Consider the following 17,505-nt stretch of genomic DNA (forward strand, 5'->3'; position numbering starts at 1 on the left):
GGTTGTTGGGCCAATTCCCAACCGAATAGGCTGGCCGCGTGACCTACGACCTCCTCATCGCCGGCGGCGGCATCAACGGCTGCGCGATCGCGCGCGAGGCTTCGCTGCTCGGCCTCAAGGTGCTGCTGGTCGAGCGCGACGACCTCGCCGCGCACACCTCCTCAGCCTCGAGCAAGCTCATCCATGGCGGTCTGCGCTATCTCGAAAGCTATGATTTCCGGCTGGTGCGCGAGGGCTTGCACGAGCGCGAGCACCTCCTCGCCGCCGCCCCGCACCTGATCCGGCCGATGGCGTTCGTCCTGCCCCACGCGCACAGCGTCCGCCCGTGGTGGATGGTCCGCGCCGGGCTCTACCTCTACGATCTGCTCGCGGGCCGGACAAAACTGGCGAAGTCACGCGGCCTCGCCGCCAGGGACACCGCTTACACCGCGCCGCTCAAGGGCGCGCATCGCGGCTTCGTCTACACCGACGCCTTCGTCGACGATTCGCGCCTGACCCTCGCCAATGCGCAGGACGCCGCGATGAACGGCGCCGAGATCGTCACCCGCACCGCGCTCACCGCCGCGCGCCGCGAGGACGGCATCTGGCACTGCACGCTCTCCGACGGTCGCAGCGTCACCGCCCGCGCGCTGGTCAACGCCGCCGGTCCCTGGGTGCGCGAGCTGCTCGGCGATCTCGGCATCGCCACGCGCTCGGGCGTCCGCCTGGTCAAGGGCAGCCATATCGTGGTTCCCGCGCTGCACGACGGCGACCATGCCTACATCCTCCAGCAGCCCGACCGCCGCATCGTCTTCGCGATCCCGTGGCAGGGCCATACCGCGATCGGTACCACGGACGTCCCGGTCGACCGCCCCGACGCGGCCGGCATCGACGATGCCGAGACCGGCTATCTCCTCGCCGCCGCCAACCGTTACTTCACCCGCCAGCTGACCCGCGCCGATATCGTCGCCAGCTGGTCCGGCATCCGTGCGCTCTATGATGACGGCGAAACCGCCGCGCAGGCGGTGACGCGCGACTACCACCTCGATCTCGACCTCTCGGGCCCGCCGCTCCTGTCGGTGTTCGGCGGCAAGATCACCACCGCCCGTGCCCTCGCCGAGGAAGCGATGAAGAAGCTCGCACACCCGCTCGGCTTCCCGTGGCGCACGATCACCCCCGCCCGCGTCCTCCCCGGTGGCATGATCGATGATTTCGACAAGTTCCTCACCGAGGTACGCCAGCGCTGGCCCTTCCTCGGCGACTTGCGCTCGGCCCGCATGGCGCACGCCTATGGCACGCTGCTGCTCGACATGCTGGCGGAGGTGCCGGACGAAGCCGCGCTGGGCGGCGATCTCGGCACCGGCCTCACCGAAATGGAGCTGTCGTGGATGCGCGACCGCGAATGGGCGCGCACGGCCGACGACGTGCTGTGGCGCCGCAGCAAGCTCGGACTCCGGCAGAGCGCCGGCATGCGCGACCGGATCGCCGCGTTTCTCGGCGCGCGCTGACGCCCGGCCTCACCGTTTCGGAGCCTGTTCCGATTGCGTGGTGCCGGCCCTGAGCCGAGCATCCGACCTGCCGGGGCGTAGATTTGGCGGTAGCAGGACGCGATACCGCCATCCTCGCCGCCTGTTTGCTGCCCCTGCTCAACAGAGGGAAGGAAACAGGCAATGCAAACGATCGGCGCATTCTATCTGCGGAACAATGGCGGCTTCGTCTGCGCTCCGGCGGCGAACTTCATCGACCCGGACGGCAACTTCAGCACGACCAGCAATGGGGGACACATCGCGCTCGGCCAGGGCGTCAAATTCTCACCGGGCGACCATGGCGTCCCCGACGGTTGCCCCATTCAGCTCTATATCTGGATCGAAGCCGGCCATGATCGCACCGGCTCGCCCTTCTTTCTCTATGATTCGACCTCGAACCTCTACGCCGAATACGACATCACCGGCACGACGCTGCAAAGCACCGTCCATTTCGACGGCGTCAAGAGCGACTAGCGCCTGTGGCCGCACCGCCGTCGCGCCGGCGGTGCGGCATCAGCCATAGGCGATCCAGCGCCCCAGCGTACCCACCGCCAGCCACAATCCGATCGACGCCAGCGCCATGACCCGCGCTGCGCCCGGCACACGGTTACGCCACCCGCCGATGCGGTCACCCCAGCGCCACCGGAACGCCACCGCATTGGCGAGCGCGAGCGCGATCAGCACCAGCTTGACGTGGAAGATGCCCGAGCCCGCCAGCGATCGGCCGTCTGCGGCGAACAATATCGTCCCGCTCGGCACCATGATCAGCAACCCGACAATCGCCACCGGCGTCAGCGCGCGCGACAACGGCTCGATCGGAATCTTCCGCCACAATCCCGCGATGCGCAGGTCGACCACGCCGATCCCGCCCACCAGCATCACCAACCCGAGCAGGTGGAAACTGTTGGCGACCGGATAGACCAGGCCCGAGCCGCGCGCCCACGGCCCCACGCCGACCGCGTCGAGCCATTGCGCCGCGGCGAGAAGAAATCCCTCCAAGCCGGCGCTCAGCGCAGCTCGACGGTCTTGCCGTTCACCGTGATCCGCTCGATCCGCATCTCCGCGGTGCCGTCGCGGCGGGCATAGCCGGTGAGGCCGACCTTCTTGCCTGGCGCGACCTCGGCCTGGGTCAGCCCGCGCGCCTCCATCCGGCCAGTCGGCGCCAGGATGATGTCCCAGATCTTGCCCTGCCAGCGCATCTTCGCGGTGCCGTGGGGATTGCCCCAATTGAGCTCGGTGAACGTGCCATTGAGCGTGATCGGCTTGGTCTCGTCATAGGACGACCAGCCATGATGCGCGGCCGCCGGCAGCGCGATGGCAGCGGCCGCGGCGGCGAACAGCGTGAGCGAACGCATGTTTCATCTCCCGGGTGAGAACGAAAGACGATACGCGCGAACCCGCCCGTGGTTCAAATCAATAGGCGCGCGCGACAAAAATCCGCTCGACCGCTGGCCGGCCGGTGAACAGGCACGTCCCGTCCGCCGGCGCCGCGTCGAGTGGCACGTTGCGGAAGGTGAGCTTCAATGCCTTGATCCGCTCCACCACCGCGTCGAGCTCGGCGCCGGTCGGCCGCGCCCACTGCACCTCGACCCAGCCCGGATATTTGCCCGGCGCCTCGAAATGCGCCTGCAGCGCCTCGAAGCTCTCCACCCCGCGCACGATGTTCGCGTCCATCCGCGCGCGCGCCTCGCTGTGCAGCGCCGCCTGGATTTCCTGCAGCAGCCCCGCCGCCTGCACCACGAACTCGCCCTTGGCGAGGATCGCGCTGTCGAGCTTGCCGTCCTCACGATACAGCCGGTCGCGGCGGATCACCGAGACGTTGCCGCCGGCCACGTCGCGCCCGCCCACCTCGATCACCAAGGGCGCGCCCTTCTTGACCCAGCCCCAGCGCTTGGTCGCCGCCTTCGACGCGCGCGTGTCGAGCAGCGCACGCACCGGCTCGCCGAACGCCGACAGCGCGGCGAGCTGCGCCTGCAGCGCCTTGCAGTAATCGAGCACCGCCGCGTCCTCGTCATTGTCGCGCAGCATCGGCACGATCACCACCTGCCACGGCGCCAGCCGCGGCGGCACGCGCAGGCCATCATCGTCGCCATGCGTCATGATCAGCCCGCCGATCATCCGCGTCGACATGCCCCAGCTGATCGTGTTGGCGAGCTCGAACTCGCCGCTCGCATTCTGGAAGCGGATGTTCTGGGCGTGCGCGAAATTGGTGCCGAGGAAGTGGCTGGTGCCGGCCTGCAGCGCCTTGCCGTCCTGCATCATCGCCTCGATCGAATAGGTCGCGTCCGCGCCCGGGAAGCGCTCATTCTCCGGCTTCTCGCCCGCGATCACCGGGATCGCCGCGACATCCTCGGCAAAGGCGCGGTACATCTCGAGCGCCTTCAGCGTCTCCTCGCGCGCCTGCTCCGGGCTGGCATAGGCCGCATGGCCCTCCTGCCACAGGAACTCGGCGGTGCGCAGGAACATGCGCGTGCGCATTTCCCAGCGCACCACGTTGGCCCATTGGTTGACCTGAACCGGCAGGTCGCGCCACGACTGGATCCAGCGCGAGAAGGCGGTGCCGATCACCGTCTCCGAGGTCGGCCGCACCACCAGCGGCTCCTCCAGCTTCGCCTCGGGATCGGGCATCAGCCCGCCCTTGCCGTCGCCGATCAGCCGGTGGTGCGTGACCACCGCCATCTCCTTGGCGAAGCCCTCGACATGCTCCGCTTCCTTCTCGAAATAGGACAGCGGGATGAACAGCGGAAAATAGGCGTTGTCGTATCCCGCCGCCTTGATCCGGTCGTCGAGCAGGCGCTGGATGCGCTCCCAGATGCCATAGCCCCATGGCCGCATGATCATGCAGCCGCGCACCCCCGATTCCTCGGCCATGTCGGCTTCCGAGATGACGGCCTGATACCAGGCGGCGAAATCCGCTTCGCGGGTGAGGTTGAGCGCGTGCTTGATCATGGCGCGGCGGATAGCGTGTCGCGTGGCCTCCGTCACCCCGCTTCGCCGCTTGCCGCAACGAGGCACGGGCCTTAGGCGAAACGCATGCCCACCGACCGCATCATGCTCGGCCTCGGCCTGCGCCTGCTTGCGATCCTGATGCTCTCGACGATGGGCGCGCTGATCAAGCTGGTCGAGACGCATGGCGCGCACCTGATCGAGATCATGCTGTTCCGGCAGCTCTTCGCGATCCCCTTCATCCTCGTCTGGGTCGCGGCCGGCGCCGGCCTCGCCTCGCTGCGCACCCGGCATTTCGGGATGCACATCACCCGCTCGGCGGTCGGGCTCACCGGCATGGTGTTCAATTTCGGCGCGGTGCTCCTCCTGCCCCTCGCCGAGGCGACAACCTTCGGCTTCACCGTGCCGATCTTCGCCACGCTGCTCGGCGCGCTGGTGCTCAAGGAACCGACCGGCTGGCATCGCTGGGGCGCGGTGCTCGCGGGGTTCATCGGCGTGCTGATCGTTGCCCAGCCGGGGGGCAGCCACATCCCGCTCGGCGGCGCGCTGGTCGGGCTCACCGCGGCGCTGTTCGTCGCGCTGGTCGCGATCCAGCTGCGCCAGATGGGCCGTACCGAAAGCCCGGCGACCACCGTCTTCTGGTTCTCCACCCTATCGGTCCCGCCGCTCGCGATCGGCTATCTCTTCGTCGCCGCGCCGCACGATGCGACCACCTTCGCGCTGCTGATCGCGATCGGCCTCGTCGGCGGCGCTGCGCAGCTCGCGCTCACCGCGGCATTGCGCTTCGCCCCGGTCTCGGTGGTGGTGCCGATGGACTATTCGAGCCTGATCTGGGCGACGCTCTACGGCTATCTGCTGTTCGGCGCGCTGCCGGGCCCCTGGACCTGGGTCGGCGCGCCGATCATCATCGCGAGCGGCCTCTACATCGTCTGGCGCGAGCGGCAGCGCGGCCTCACGCGCAGCTCGCCCGTCGCGGCGGCCGACGAACCGCCGACCAGCACCTAGCGCCGGTAGACGAGGATGAGGTTGTTGGCGGGCATCTCGACCAGCCGCTCGAACCGCAGCCCCCGCGCCGCCGCGGCGTCCGTCACCTCGGCCACGTCGCGCAGCCCCCAGCGCGGATCGCGCGCCTTGAGCGAAGCGTCGAACGCCTCGTTCGACGGCGCCGTTTCCACCTCCGCCCGCCGATAGGGGCCATAGAGGATCAACGGCGCGCCCGGCGGCAGCACCCGCGCGGCGCCGTCGAGCAGCCCCAATGTCGCCTCCCATGGGCTGATATGCACCATGTTGACGCACAGCAGCGCATCGGCGCGCTCCACCGGCCAGTCGGCCGCTGCCGCATCGATCGCCAGCGGCGGCGCGACATTCGCCAGTCCCACGCACCAGGCCGCGATCGACGCCAATGCGGAGGGCTCGGGATCGCTCGGCTGCCAGCTGAGGCCGGGGAAGCGCGCCGCGAAGAACGCGCAATGCTCCCCGCTCCCGCTGGCGATCTCGAGCACCGTGCCGGACGGCGGCAGCACCTCGTCCAGCACCTGCGCGATGGGTTCACGGTTGCGTTGCGTGGCAGGCGCATGCCTGCGCGCCGCACCGGCATCTTCAGCGGCCATGACGCTACCTCACCGCGGTGAGACGATGCAATTACCTCCGGTCCCGAAGCTCACAAAGGCGGCGTTGCACGTCCAGCCCTGGAAGCGCGTATCCGACGCATTCTGGATCGCCCCGACATAGGTCACCGCGACCAGCCGGTTGGGCGCGGAGGTATTGGGCTGGCCGCTCCCGGCGAAGGTGTCGGCGTTGAACGCGGTCGGATTGGTCGCCGCCACCCCATTTTCGGTCGAGCCGTTCACGATCCCGCTCAGCGAGGGCGTATAGGCCGAATTGTTGCTGTTCGTGCCCGATCCGAAGATCGCGCCGATCGCCGCGGCTCCGACGTTGCCGTCGTCCCGGAACGCAGTGGTGCAGCCGAACAATACCGCCCGGAAAACCGGCGGTCCCAAATCCTGCAGCGCATTGTCGGCCCCACGCGTGGTCGTGCCCGCGGTCTCATCGATGTCGAGGCAGGCCTGCGGCCCGACCACGATCGAGTTCAGCAGCGCGAAATCGGTGCCGCCGCGCAGCAGGAGCGTGTTGCCGCCCGCACCCGTGCTCCGCGCGACGAAAGTCGCGTTGGAGATACGGGCAAATTGCCGGGGCAGTGCGTCTTCATTGCCGTTGCTGTCGACCTCGGCCAGCGTATCGCCATTGGCGGTGCCGGACTGGATCCCGACCACGAACTGGATCGTGCCGCGATAGCCGAAGTCGCTGTCGATCGCATCGTCGGCAACGCCGGTCAGCGCGATGCTGCCGAGGTTGACGCGGCCGCCCAGCACGCTCACCCCGTCGCCGCCGCTGTTCATCACCTGGATATGGTCGACCGCCGTGGCGCTGCCGACGCCGGCCAGGCGCAGCGCGGCGGCCTCGCCGCTCGACGTGCCGCCGGCAAAGCGGATCTGCACGAAGCTCAGCGTGCCGCTATTGTCGTTCGGAGCGTTGCCGCCATAGCTGACGGTGAAATCGGGCGCGGATTGCTGGCAGCCGGCCGAGCCGCCCGGCACCGCCGCATTGCAATCGCTGATCGGCCCGCGGCCCAGCAAGGTGACGCCGCCCCATTGCCCCTGGTCGGCTTCCGTCGCCGTGCCGAGCAGGTTCTGGCGCGAGGTGAAAATGATCGGCTGGGTCGCGGAGCCGACCGCGTTGATCTGCGAGCCGCGGTTGACGAACAACCGATCGGCGGCCACCGATCCGAACACCACCGTGCCGGCTTCGATCGTGAGCGTCACCTGGGTGCCCCCCGCCGCGCCGTCGCCGCCGATATCGCTGCCGATCTCGACGGGGCCGGAGAGCGAATACACCACGCCGCTACGGTTGCTGAGCGTCGTGTTCGCGGTGATCCGCCCGGAAAGCTGGCAGACCCGCAGCGGCGCGCCGGTCGCGCTCGTCAGCGTGCCGCCATCCACGGTGCCGCTGGGACAGCTCGACGCGGGCGGCGCGGTCGGTGTCGGGCTGGGGGTAGGAGTCGGCGAAGGAGTCGGCGATGGCGTTGGCGTTGGAGAGGGTCCGCCGGAGACCAGAATATATTTCGTATCGCACCCCGCCGCGAGAAGGGCAGCACTCATGAACAGCAGCGTGCGTGACTTGAGCATGATGCTCTCCCCCGTTTTGCCGGCACTTGCTTGACGCTGTCTTATCGTAGAATCGCCTGCCGCTCCACAAACATTCGTCGTTCAACGCGGACAAGCGCCCGCCGGTGCTCCGGCGGGCGGCAAGTACAGCGCAAGACGGGGGTTCTATTCGGCCGCTTGCGCTCCGAGAGGCTCGCGATAGGCCAGCACCGGCTTGCGCGCGGCCTGGGTCTCGTCGAGCCGGCGGCGCGGCGCGAAGTGCGGCGCGGACTTGAGCGCGGCGTCGCCCGCCTTCGCCCGCTCGGCGACCGAGCGGAACGCGCCGATGAACTGGTCCAGCGCCGCCTTGCTCTCGGTCTCGGTCGGCTCGACCAGCATCGCGCCGTGCACCACCAGCGGGAAATAGACCGTCATCGGGTGGAAGCCCTCGTCGATCAGCCCCTTGGCGATGTCGAGCGTCGAGAAGCCCTCGGGCAGTCCCTTGTCGCTGAAGATCGCCTCATGCATGCACGGTCCGCTCTTTGCGAAGGGCGCGTCGAGCACATCCTCCAGCGCGCGCAGCACATAATTGGCGTTGAGCACCGAATCCTCGGCGACCTGGCGCAGGCCATCCGCACCGTGGCTGAGGATATAGGTCAGCGCGCGCGTGAACATGCCCATCTGGCCATGGAACGACACCATCCGGCCAAAGGTCGACGCATGATGCTCGCCCGCCGTCTCTTCCTCGATCAACTCGAACCGGTCGCCCTGCTTCTCGACGAAGGGCAGCGGCGCATAGGGCGCCAGCGCCTCGGACAGCACCACTGGCCCCGAGCCCGGCCCGCCGCCGCCATGCGGGGTCGAGAAGGTCTTGTGCAGGTTGATGTGCATCGCATCGATGCCGAGGTCGCCGGGGCGCACGCGCCCGACGATCGCGTTGAAGTTGGCGCCGTCGCAATAGACATAGCCGCCCGCTGCATGGACCGCGTCGCTGATCGCCTTCATGTTGGGCTCGAACAGGCCGCAGGTGTTGGGGTTGGTGATCATCACCCCGGCCACGTCCGGCCCGAGACGCGCCTCAAGCGCCTTCAGATCGACGCGACCGGCCTCGGTCGCCGGGATATCCTCGACGGTGAAGCCCGCGAACGCCGCGGTCGCGGGGTTGGTGCCGTGCGCGCTCTCGGGCACCAGCAGCACTTTCCGCGCCTGCTCACCCTTCGCATCCAGCGCCGCGCGGATCGCCAGCACGCCGCACAGCTCGCCATGCGCGCCGGCCTTGGGTGACATCGCCACCGAATGCATGCCGGTGAGCGTCACCAGCCAGTGGGCGAGCTGGTGGATCACCTCGAACGCGCCCTGCACCGTGTCGACCGGCTGCAGCGGGTGGATGTCGGCGAAACCGGGCAGCCGCGCCATCCGCTCGTTGAGGCGCGGATTGTGCTTCATCGTGCAGCTGCCGAGCGGGAACAGGCCGAGATCGATCGCGTAATTCTGGCGGCTGAGGCGCGTGTAGTGGCGCACCGCCTCCGGCTCGGACAGGCCGGGAAGCCCGATGTCGCGGTTGCGTTCAAGCCCGCCCAGTCGCGACGCCGCCTTGGGCGCCGCGGCGAAGTCGACGCCGGTGGTGTCGAGCGAGCCGATCTCGAAGATCAGCGCCTCGTCGAGCATCAGCGCGCGGTTGCCGGTATAGGTCGCGTCGCCGCTGCGGCGCTCGGGCGTCATCTCGGGGCGCCAGCCGGACTGGTTGATGCTCATGCCAGCAGCTCCTCAAGCGCGGCGGCAAGCGTCTCGACGTCCTCCGCGGTGGTGGTTTCGGTGACCGCGACGACGAGGCCGTTCTCCAGCGCGGCCTCGCCCGGATAGAGCCGCCCGAGCGACACGCCCGCGAGGATACCCTTGTCCGCCAGGTCACGGACGATGGGCCGAGCTTCCTTCGACAGCTTGAGCGTGAACTCGTTGAAGAAGACCGGCGTCACCAGCTCAACCCCCGGCACTTGCGTCAGCCGCTCTGCCGCGGCGCTCGCCCCTGCGTGGTTGAGCGAAGCGAGCTGCCGCAGCCCCTTCTCGCCCAGCAGCGTCATGTGGATCGACCAGGCCAGCGCGCACAGCACCGAGCTGGTGCAGATGTTGGACGTCGCCTTCTCACGCCGGATATGCTGCTCGCGCGTCGAGAGCGTCAGCACGAAACCGCGCTTGCCCTCGGCGTCCACCGTCTCGCCGGTGAGGCGGCCCGGCATCTGGCGGACATATTTCTCCTTGCAGCCGAACAGGCCGACATAGGGCCCGCCGAACTGCAGGCCCACGCCGATCGACTGGCCTTCGCCGACGACGATGTCCGCGCCCATCTCGCCCGGCGACTTGATCGCGCCCAGCGCCACCGGCTCGGTCACCACCGCGACCAGCAGCGCCTTCTTCGCCTGGCACGCGGCGGCGAGGTCGGACAGGTCCGAAATCCGCCCGAGGATGTCGGGATACTGCACCACGACGCACGAGGTCTCGTCGTCGATCATGCCGATCAGCTTGTCCGTATCCGGCTCGGCGGTCAGCTCGGGCAGCGCGGTGACCAGCTGGTCGCCGGTGTATTTCGCCATCGTGTTGGCGACGGAGACATAGTGCGGATGCAGCCCGCCCGACAGGATCGCCTTGGCGCGCTTGGTGATGCGCCGCGCCATGCCGATCGCCTCCCAGCACGCGGTCGAGCCGTCATACATCGACGCATTGGCGACATCGGTGCCCAGCAGGCGCGCGACCTGGGTCTGGAACTCGAACATCACCTGCAGCGTGCCCTGCGCGATCTCGGGCTGGTAGGGCGTATAGGCGGTCAGGAACTCGCCGCGCTGGATGATGTGGTCGACGCTCGCCGGCACATGGTGGCGGTACGCCCCGCAGCCGATGAAGAAGGGCGCCTCCCCCGCCGACAGGTTCTTGCGCGCGAGCGCGGTCATGTGCCGCTCGACCGCCAGCTCGCTGGCATGCGGCGGCAACCCCGCGATCGGGCCGGAGAGCCGCGCGGCTTGCGGCACATCGACGAACAGATCGTCGATCGCTGCCGCGCCGACCGCGGCGAGCATCGCCTGCCGGTCGCTGGGAGTCAGGGGTAGGTAGCGCAATTGAGTTCTCCGGCCGCTGGCCAATTACCAAAAACCGTCACCCCGGCCTCGTGCCGGGGTCCACCGTGCCGCGCGGAATGCCTTCGAGCCTCTTGCCCATCGCCCGCCGCACCGTGGATGCCGGCACGAGGCCGGCATGACGGCGAAAATCAAAGCTTCGACACGAAATCCGCGTACTTGGCCTCGTCCATCAGGCCGTCGAGCTCGCTCGTATCGCTCAGCGACATCTTGAAGAACCAGCCCTCGCCCTCGGGGTCCTCGTTGACCAGCGCGGGGTTCTCCTCCAGCGCCGGGTTGCCCTCGATCACCGTGCCCGAGACCGGCGCATAGACGTCGCTCGCCGCCTTGACGCTCTCGACCACCGCGGCGTCGTCGCCCTTGCCGACCTGCTTGCCCTCTTCGGGCACCTCGACGAACACGATGTCGCCGAGCTGGCCCTGCGCATAATCGGTGATGCCGACGGTGGCGACGTCGCCGTCCAGCTCGATCCACTCATGGTCTTCGGTGAAGTAACGGCTCATTTTCATGCTCCCTGACGAACATAACGATGCGGGACGAAGGGCATCGCGACCACTTCGCCATGATGAACTTTGCCGCGCTGGCTCAGCGTCACGCGGGTGCCGGGCTCGGCCATCGCGGTCGGGACATAGGCCATCGCGATCGGCTTCTGCACGGTCGGCGCGAAGCCGCCGCTGGTGACGCGGCCGACCTCGTTGCCTTCCTCGTCCAGCACCAAAGCGCCCTCGCGCACCGGCTGGCGGCCTTCGACGATCAGGCCCACGCGGCGCTGGATCGGGCCGTTCTCGCGCTCGATCAGGATGCGCGCGGCGCCCGGGAAATTCGCTTCCTCGCGCCGCCGCTTGCTCGCCACCGCGAAGTTCAGCGCCGCCATGATCGGCGTCGTCTCAGTGTCGAGGTCATGGCCATAGAGCGGCAGGTCCGCCTCCAGCCGCAGCGAATCGCGCGCGCCGAGCCCGATCGGCTTGACCTCGGGTTGCGCGGTCAGCGCGTCGGCCAGCGCCGCGGCCTGGTCCGCCGGCACTGAAATCTCGAACCCGTCCTCGCCGGTATAGCCCGAGCGGCTGATCCACAGGCCGGTGCCGTTCCAGTCGAACCGCCCGCCGCGCATGAACACCAGCGCATCCACTCCAGGCACGACCCGGCCCAACGCCTCGACCGCCTTCGGCCCCTGCAGCGCGAGCAGCGCATGCTCGTCCATATGGTTGATGTCGATCTCGTCGGGCAGATGCTCGCGCAGATGGGCGATGTCGTCCCATTTGCAGGCGCCGTTGACGACCATGTAGAGGCCGTCCTGCCAGCGGGTGAACATGAGGTCGTCGAGGATTCCGCCATTCTCGGCGAGCAGCAGCGAATATTTCTGCCCGTCGAGCTTCACGCCCGCTACGTCCGCGGGGATCAGCGCCTCCAGCGCCGCGTCGAGCCCCTCGCCCGACAGGAACAGCTGCCCCATGTGGCTGACGTCGAACAGGCCGGCATTCTCGCGCACCCACAGATGCTCGGCCATGATGCCTTCATACTGGACCGGCATCGCATAGCCCGCGAACGGCACCATCCGCCCGCCGCGCGCGCGGTGCCACGCGTCGAGCGGGAGCAGCGCCAGTTCCTCGGTGATCTCGGCTTCGGGGGCTTCGGTGGCGTCGCTCATGTCCGTATCTCCAAGGGAATCGACGGAATCGCCGCAAACCGCGGCCATTCACCGTCGCCCCCTCTGTCACGGAACCTGAGAGCTTTCACCCGCCAAACCCATACGGGTCGTCCGGGCTTACCCCTTCGGTGGCCCCGGACCTGATCCGGGGCGCTTTCCAGAGTGTCGTGGCCCCGCGCGGTCCTTGGTGCCTGAGAGATTCCGGGGCGGTTGCTCCTTCGGCGGAGGTGTTTGTTGCCCAAATCGGATCGCTGGCGGCCAGCTACGATCTGGGTGCGCTCACCCCAACTCTCCCGCGCGTGCCTTCAACGGTTGCCCGCTACCGACCCATCTCGTCTGATGCGGCGGCGTAGTCGAGTCAATCGCGAAATTGATTCGTTATGCTACTGAAACGGCGCGAACTAGCGCGTCGCGTTATATTTCAGCTGATCATCGGTAAGCTGAAAGCCGACCAGCGCCTCGAACGAGGCGCGGAGCACCGCCTGGCGAATTTCAGGGCGCGCCAGCGGATCCATCGCCGCGGTCTCGTCCCCCGCCTTGCGCTTGGCGAGGATCTGGCGGCGGATATCCTCGGGCAGCGTCGCCGCCGCGCGGTTGACATAGGCCTGGCCAGCGCCCGTCGCCGACGCGCGCGTCTGCCCGGGCTCGAAGCGCAACGTCACCTGCCCCAGCCGCTTCGACACGACCGAGCTGCCGCCCTGCACCACCGCGACATAATAAGGCAGCGTCACCTCGCGCGCGCCCTCGCCCGAGCGGCGGCTGCCCAGCACCTCGAAATTGATCGCGGTGTAGATCGTCTCGCTCGCATCGTTGCAGGTCGAGGTGACGTTGGTCAGCACCGCGGTCACGTCGATCGCGTTCGCGTCGCGGCTCGTCGCGGGGTTGAACAGCGTGATGTCGCCGGTGTGCGCGGCCACGCCGACTCGCGGGCAGGCCGACCGGATCTGCGTGATGCCCCCCTCGGCGATGTCGCCCGTTTTCGAGCAGCCTGCGAGCGCCAGAATCGTCGTCGCGGCAAGACCAAGTTTGCGGATACTCAAGAGGGGCACCTTTCCCGAACTGACATTTGGCCGCGCCGCAGGGCAGGCGCCGGCCCGCCACGTCATAGGAACCGCCTTTCGCCCGCGCAAGCAATCGCGTAGAGCCTCGCGCAACATGAGCACTCCGTCGAACCTTGGCGACAAGCCCGTCCTGGAACTCCTCATCGCCGCGCCGCGCGGCTTTTGCGCGGGGGTCGACCGCGCCATCCAGATCGTCGAGCGGGCGATCGAGAAGCACGGCGCGCCGGTCTATGTCCGGCACGAGATCGTCCACAACAAGTTCGTGGTGGATTCATTGAAGGCCAAGGGCGCGGTGTTCGTCGACGAGCTCGACCAGGTGCCCGATGGCGTGCCGGTGGTCTTCTCCGCGCACGGCGTGCCCAAGGCGGTGCCGGCCGAGGCGCAGGACCGCGGCCTCTCCTATCTCGACGCGACCTGCCCGCTCGTCTCGAAGGTCCATCGCCAGGCCGAGCGGCTGGTCGCCGCGGGCCGCCACATCCTGTTCATCGGCCATGCCGGACACCCCGAGGTGATCGGCACCTTCGGCCAGGTGCCCGAGGGCAGCATGACGCTGATCGAGACCGAGGCGGACGCCGACGCGGTCGCGCCGGCCGATCCCGCCAACCTCGCCTTCCTCACGCAAACCACGCTGTCGGTGGACGATACCGCGGCGATCCTCACCATCCTCCAGCGCCGTTTCCCTGGCATCGTCGCGCCCCGGGCCGACGACATCTGCTATGCGACCTCGAACCGCCAGGCCGCGGTGCGGGCGATCGCCGAGAAGTGCGACCTGGTGCTGGTGATCGGCGCCCCCAATTCGTCCAACTCGCTGCGGCTGGTCGAAGTGGCGGAGCGCGAGGGCACCGGCGCTAAGCTGATCCAGCGCGCCGACGATCTCGATTTCGACTGGCTGCGCGGCGTCGCCACGCTCGGCATCACCGCGGGCGCCTCGGCGCCGGAGGTGCTGGTGCGCGAGCTGGTCGACAAGCTCGCCACGCGCTTCGAAGTCAATGAGCGCCAGGTCGAGACGGCGCAGGAAACCATCGCCTTCAAGCTGCCCCGCGGCCTCGAAGCCGCCTGAGCCATGGCGGTCTACACGCAGGTCTCGGCGGAAGCGCTCGCCGCCTTTCTCGCACGCTATGACGCCGGCGAGCTGGTCTCGGCCAAGGGCATCGCCGAGGGGGTCGAGAACTCCAACTATCTGGTCGAGACGACGCGCGACCGCTTCATCCTGACGCTCTACGAGAAGCGCGTCGCAGCGGGCGACCTGCCCTATTTCATGGGGCTGCTCGAGCATCTGGCGGACAAGGGGCTGCCGGTCCCCCCGGCGATCAAGGACCGGGGCGGCGTCGAGATCCAGGAGCTCGAGGGCCGTCCGGCGTGCCTGATCAAGTTCCTCCCCGGCGTCTCGCTGTCGCATCCTACCCCGGCGCAGGCCGAGGCCGCGGGCCGGGCGATGGCGAAGATGCACGCCGCCGTCGCCGACTTCGCGCTCGACCGGCCCAACTCGATGGGAGCGGACACCTGGCGGCCGTTGCTGGAGCGCTGCGGCCACAGCCTCGACCAGATCGCGCCCAGTCTCTATGACGATCTTAGCTTTGCGATCGACGAGCTCACGCCGATCTGGGCCAGAGACGATCTCGATCGCTGCGCGATCCACGCCGATCTCTTCCCCGACAATGTGCTGATGCTCGGCGACGAGGTGACGGGCCTGATCGACTTCTACTTCGCCTGCACCGATATCCGCGTCTACGACTTCGCGGTGATGCACAGCGCCTGGGCATTCGACGCGACTGGCAGCCGCTATGACGCCGCGGTCGGCGAAGCGCTGTTCGATGGGTACGAAGCTGGCTTCCCGCTCACCGAAACCGAGGCCACATTGTTTACGATGCTCGCAGCGGGCGCCTGCATCCGCTTCACGCTGTCGCGCGCCTGGGACTGGCTCAACACTCCCGCCGATGCGCTGGTGATGCGCAAGGATCCGCTCGCCTATGTCCGGCGGATCAACCACTACATTCCCGATCTGGTGACGCGCGTCGCATGACCGAGATGCCGCTGGTCGAGATCGCCACCGACGGGGCGTGCAAGGGCAATCCCGGCCGCGGCGGCTGGGGCGTTGTGCTGCGCATGGGCGCGACCGAGAAGGAACTGTCGGGTGGCGAGGCGCATACCACCAACAACCGCATGGAGCTGATGGCCGCGATCGAGGGGCTGAAGGCGCTTAAGAAGCCGTGCCGGGTCAAGCTCTCGACCGACAGCCGCTATGTCATGGACGGCCTCACCAAATGGATCTTCGGCTGGCAGAAGAACGGCTGGAAGACCGCCGACAAGAAGCCGGTCAAGAATGCCGACCTGTGGCAGGAACTCCTCGCCGCCGCCAAGCCGCACCGCATCGAGTGGACCTGGGTCAAGGGCCATGCCGGCCACCCCGACAACGAACGCGCCGACAAGCTTGCCAGCGACGCCGCGCTGCGGGTTTGAGCACCCCGCTCAGGATGATCGAAATTGTCGTAGTTGGCAGTATCGGTTGACAGAATCGAGGGGGTGCGACGGCCGTTGTCAATTACGTCAATAGAAACGTAAGTTTCTGAAATTCAATATTTTAAATGAATCACTGCGCGTGATTTGGCGCAGGTTCGCGGTTGACACTGTCAAAGAGCCCGCCGGTATCGCGGCGAGCCCTTGGCAGAGCAAATGAAATCCAACATTGCAAGACGGTACGGCGCCCGCCCTGAGGCGAGCGCCGCGTAGGCCTCAGTCCTCTTCGACCGGCGCGCCGGGACCGTTCTTCAGGATCGACTCGATCGCGTTCCTGGCCGAGGCCTTGCTGGTATAGCCTTCGGTCCAGAAGATGATTTCGCTGTTATACTTGAACTTGGCGACATACTCGCCCGCCTTGTTCTGCTCGATCACGAACTTGTGCGCCATACTCGGCCTCCATCGTTGCGGCCTGCCAACGATAGCCGATCCGCGGGACAGGTCTAGCCGCGGAATCGCTCGATCGAGTAGGCGGCGGGATCGATGCGCGCGATCATCGGATCGGGCGCGGTGCCGAGCAGCAGCGACGCGGCGAGCTTCGATGCGGCGAGCGCGGTCTGGATGCCGAACCCGCCCTGCCCCGCGCACCAGAAGAAGCCGGGCGTCGCGGGATCGAAGCCATAGACCGGCTTGCGGTCGGGTGCGAAGGTCCTGAGGCCCGCCCATTTGCGCTCGACCGCTTCGATCCGCCAGTCGACCGCGGTCTCGAACTTGTCGATCGCCATCGCGACATCGAGCTCCTCCGGCGCGGCGTCGCACGGGTCGCTCGGGATCTCGTCATGCGGCGAGAGCCAGATGCGCCCGCCCGCCTCGGGCTTGAAGTAGAAGCGGTCGCGCGCATCGCGCACCAGCGGCAGCACCGGTTGCGCGGGCGGATCGACTCGCAGCTGAACCATCGTGCGGCGCAGCGGCATCATCCCGAGCGCGGGCGCGCCGGCGAGCACCGCCACCGGATCGGCCCAGGCGCCAGCCGCGTTCACCAGGACGTCCGCCACGAACACCCCGGCACGAGTCTCGATCCGCCAGCCCCCGCCCTCGCGGCGCGCCGCAGTTACCCCCGCCGAACAAACGAGCTCCGCCCCCGCGCGCCGCGCCGCGCCGAGATAGGCGGCATGCAGCCGCGCGACATCGATGTCGGCGCAGGTCGGGTCCCACAGCGCTTCGGTCCATTCGGGCCGCAGCCCCGGACAGCGCGGCGCGGGGTCGACCGGCTCGAGCTTGACCCCCGCCGCGGCGAACTCGGCGACGAAGCGATCGAGCACATGCCGGTCCTCGCGCGTCGCGATGAACAGCTCGCCGCGCGGGGTCAGGAAGCTCTCTCCGCCCAGCTCGGCCGGCGGATTGCGCAGCGCCGGGCCCGACGCCTTGGACAAGGGCTGGATGTCCGCTCCGCCATAGGTCTCCGACCAGAAGGCGGCGGAGCGGCCGGTGGCGTGGTAGCCCGGCTGGTCCTCGGCCTCGAGCAGCAGCACGCGCGCGTGCGGCGCGATCTCCGCCGCGAGCCCTGCGCCGGCGATTCCGGCGCCGACGATCGCGACGTCGTAGCGGCTCATCGGC

Annotated in this window: 18 protein-coding genes and 1 riboswitch; of the genes, 6 read left to right on the top strand and 12 right to left on the bottom strand. The window is 68.2% G+C overall.

From position 1 onward, the window contains the following. Positions 1-38 precede the first annotated feature (38 nt). Together glpD and OK349_RS08485 are read left to right on the top strand one after the other, a co-directional pair. Positions 39-1,487, top strand: coding sequence for a glycerol-3-phosphate dehydrogenase (gene glpD / locus OK349_RS08480; RefSeq protein ID WP_265117380.1), 1,449 nt, complete (start codon positions 39-41; stop codon positions 1,485-1,487). A 162-nt stretch (positions 1,488-1,649) separates the two neighbouring features. After that, positions 1,650-1,979, top strand: a complete 330-nt coding sequence (locus OK349_RS08485) for a hypothetical protein (protein WP_265117381.1) — start codon at positions 1,650-1,652, stop codon at positions 1,977-1,979. Between the two features lie 39 nt (positions 1,980-2,018). Here OK349_RS08485 and OK349_RS08490 read toward each other — a convergent pair whose 3' ends face one another. The 3 genes from OK349_RS08490 to OK349_RS08500 are packed head-to-tail and all read right to left on the bottom strand — an operon-like array spanning position 2,019 to position 4,454. Continuing rightward, on the bottom strand, positions 2,019-2,504 hold the full coding sequence (locus OK349_RS08490) for a DUF6644 family protein (protein WP_265117382.1): 486 nt from the start codon (positions 2,502-2,504) through the stop codon (positions 2,019-2,021). Between the two features lie 8 nt (positions 2,505-2,512). Continuing rightward, positions 2,513-2,860, bottom strand: coding sequence for a DUF6152 family protein (locus tag OK349_RS08495; RefSeq protein ID WP_265117383.1), 348 nt, complete (start codon positions 2,858-2,860; stop codon positions 2,513-2,515). 58 nt (positions 2,861-2,918) lie between these two features. Next, on the bottom strand, positions 2,919-4,454 hold the full coding sequence (locus OK349_RS08500) for an aminoacyl--tRNA ligase-related protein (RefSeq protein ID WP_265117384.1): 1,536 nt from the start codon (positions 4,452-4,454) through the stop codon (positions 2,919-2,921). A gap of 84 nt (positions 4,455-4,538) precedes the next feature. On the opposite strand from OK349_RS08500, the gene OK349_RS08505 reads away from it, so the two are divergent. Then, on the top strand, positions 4,539-5,456 hold the full coding sequence (locus OK349_RS08505; RefSeq protein ID WP_265117385.1) for a DMT family transporter: 918 nt from the start codon (positions 4,539-4,541) through the stop codon (positions 5,454-5,456). Here OK349_RS08505 and OK349_RS08510 read toward each other — a convergent pair. The 7 genes from OK349_RS08510 to OK349_RS08540 form a co-directional block, all read right to left on the bottom strand. Continuing rightward, entirely contained in the window at positions 5,453-6,061 is a 609-nt protein-coding gene (locus OK349_RS08510; protein WP_265117386.1) for a class I SAM-dependent methyltransferase, read from the bottom strand. The two genes, OK349_RS08505 and OK349_RS08510, sit on opposite strands and share 4 nt — an antisense overlap. Positions 6,062-6,070: 9 nt before the next feature. Continuing rightward, positions 6,071-7,636: a hypothetical protein gene (locus tag OK349_RS08515; RefSeq protein ID WP_265117387.1), complete on the bottom strand. Its 1,566-nt coding sequence runs from the start codon at positions 7,634-7,636 to the stop codon at positions 6,071-6,073. A 144-nt stretch (positions 7,637-7,780) separates the two neighbouring features. Then, on the bottom strand, positions 7,781-9,349 hold the full coding sequence (gene gcvPB, locus OK349_RS08520; RefSeq protein ID WP_265117388.1) for an aminomethyl-transferring glycine dehydrogenase subunit GcvPB: 1,569 nt from the start codon (positions 9,347-9,349) through the stop codon (positions 7,781-7,783). Beyond that, entirely contained in the window at positions 9,346-10,704 is a 1,359-nt protein-coding gene (gene gcvPA, locus OK349_RS08525) for an aminomethyl-transferring glycine dehydrogenase subunit GcvPA (protein WP_265117389.1), read from the bottom strand. The genes gcvPB and gcvPA overlap by 4 nt, the downstream gene beginning before the upstream one ends. 149 nt (positions 10,705-10,853) lie before the next feature. Then, a complete protein-coding gene (gcvH, locus tag OK349_RS08530; protein ID WP_265117390.1) occupies positions 10,854-11,225 on the bottom strand; it encodes a glycine cleavage system protein GcvH in 372 nt (123 codons plus the stop codon). Positions 11,226-11,227: 2 nt separating this feature from the next. Further along, positions 11,228-12,370, bottom strand: a complete 1,143-nt coding sequence (gene gcvT / locus OK349_RS08535) for a glycine cleavage system aminomethyltransferase GcvT (protein WP_265117391.1) — start codon at positions 12,368-12,370, stop codon at positions 11,228-11,230. A gap of 168 nt (positions 12,371-12,538) precedes the next feature. Then, positions 12,539-12,676: riboswitch (glycine riboswitch) on the bottom strand. A 95-nt stretch (positions 12,677-12,771) separates the two neighbouring features. After that, the gene (locus OK349_RS08540; protein ID WP_265117392.1) at positions 12,772-13,410 is read right to left on the bottom strand and encodes a hypothetical protein; all 639 of its coding nucleotides are present in this window, start codon (positions 13,408-13,410) and stop codon (positions 12,772-12,774) included. A 115-nt stretch (positions 13,411-13,525) separates the two neighbouring features. On the opposite strand from OK349_RS08540, the gene ispH reads away from it, so the two are divergent. From ispH to rnhA, 3 genes are read left to right on the top strand one after another with little or no spacing between them, the layout of a single operon-like run. Further along, positions 13,526-14,491, top strand: a complete 966-nt coding sequence (ispH, locus tag OK349_RS08545) for a 4-hydroxy-3-methylbut-2-enyl diphosphate reductase (protein WP_265117393.1) — start codon at positions 13,526-13,528, stop codon at positions 14,489-14,491. 3 nt (positions 14,492-14,494) lie between these two features. Then, positions 14,495-15,454, top strand: coding sequence for a homoserine kinase (thrB, locus tag OK349_RS08550; protein WP_265117394.1), 960 nt, complete (start codon positions 14,495-14,497; stop codon positions 15,452-15,454). Continuing rightward, positions 15,451-15,891 carry a ribonuclease HI gene (gene rnhA / locus OK349_RS08555; protein WP_265117395.1) on the top strand — a complete coding sequence of 147 codons (441 nt, stop codon included), beginning with the start codon at positions 15,451-15,453 and terminating at the stop codon, positions 15,889-15,891. The genes thrB and rnhA overlap by 4 nt, the downstream gene beginning before the upstream one ends. Positions 15,892-16,164: 273 nt before the next feature. Here the strand turns inward: rnhA and OK349_RS08560 are convergent, their stop codons facing one another. Then, complete coding sequence (locus OK349_RS08560; RefSeq protein WP_265117396.1) at positions 16,165-16,338, bottom strand: YegP family protein; 174 nt, start codon at positions 16,336-16,338, stop codon at positions 16,165-16,167. Positions 16,339-16,391: 53 nt separating this feature from the next. Further along, the gene (locus OK349_RS08565) at positions 16,392-17,501 is read right to left on the bottom strand and encodes an NAD(P)/FAD-dependent oxidoreductase (protein ID WP_265117397.1); all 1,110 of its coding nucleotides are present in this window, start codon (positions 17,499-17,501) and stop codon (positions 16,392-16,394) included. Positions 17,502-17,505 lie beyond the last annotated feature (4 nt).

Origin of the sequence: Sphingomonas sp. BT-65 (assembly GCF_026107375.2) — a bacterium.
GTDB lineage: Bacteria > Pseudomonadota > Alphaproteobacteria > Sphingomonadales > Sphingomonadaceae > Sphingomonas.

Bases quoted from the DNA above. Each gene is read 5' to 3' on its own strand.
- OK349_RS08510 (WP_265117386.1), bottom strand. From the start codon at position 6,061: ATGGCCGCTGAAGATGCCGGTGCGGCGCGCAGGCATGCGCCTGCCACG.
- OK349_RS08560 (WP_265117396.1), bottom strand. From the start codon at position 16,338: ATGGCGCACAAGTTCGTGATCGAGCAGAACAAGGCGGGCGAGTATGTC.
- OK349_RS08515 (WP_265117387.1), bottom strand. From the start codon at position 7,636: ATGCTCAAGTCACGCACGCTGCTGTTCATGAGTGCTGCCCTTCTCGCG.
- gcvPB (WP_265117388.1), bottom strand. From the start codon at position 9,349: ATGAGCATCAACCAGTCCGGCTGGCGCCCCGAGATGACGCCCGAGCGC.
- OK349_RS08495 (WP_265117383.1), bottom strand. From the start codon at position 2,860: ATGCGTTCGCTCACGCTGTTCGCCGCCGCGGCCGCTGCCATCGCGCTG.
- gcvH (WP_265117390.1), bottom strand. From the start codon at position 11,225: ATGAGCCGTTACTTCACCGAAGACCATGAGTGGATCGAGCTGGACGGC.
- OK349_RS08500 (WP_265117384.1), bottom strand. From the start codon at position 4,454: ATGATCAAGCACGCGCTCAACCTCACCCGCGAAGCGGATTTCGCCGCC.
- rnhA (WP_265117395.1), top strand. From the start codon at position 15,451: ATGACCGAGATGCCGCTGGTCGAGATCGCCACCGACGGGGCGTGCAAG.
- gcvT (WP_265117391.1), bottom strand. From the start codon at position 12,370: ATGAGCGACGCCACCGAAGCCCCCGAAGCCGAGATCACCGAGGAACTG.
- OK349_RS08505 (WP_265117385.1), top strand. From the start codon at position 4,539: ATGCCCACCGACCGCATCATGCTCGGCCTCGGCCTGCGCCTGCTTGCG.
- ispH (WP_265117393.1), top strand. From the start codon at position 13,526: ATGAGCACTCCGTCGAACCTTGGCGACAAGCCCGTCCTGGAACTCCTC.
- OK349_RS08485 (WP_265117381.1), top strand. From the start codon at position 1,650: ATGCAAACGATCGGCGCATTCTATCTGCGGAACAATGGCGGCTTCGTC.
- OK349_RS08565 (WP_265117397.1), bottom strand. From the start codon at position 17,501: ATGAGCCGCTACGACGTCGCGATCGTCGGCGCCGGAATCGCCGGCGCA.
- thrB (WP_265117394.1), top strand. From the start codon at position 14,495: ATGGCGGTCTACACGCAGGTCTCGGCGGAAGCGCTCGCCGCCTTTCTC.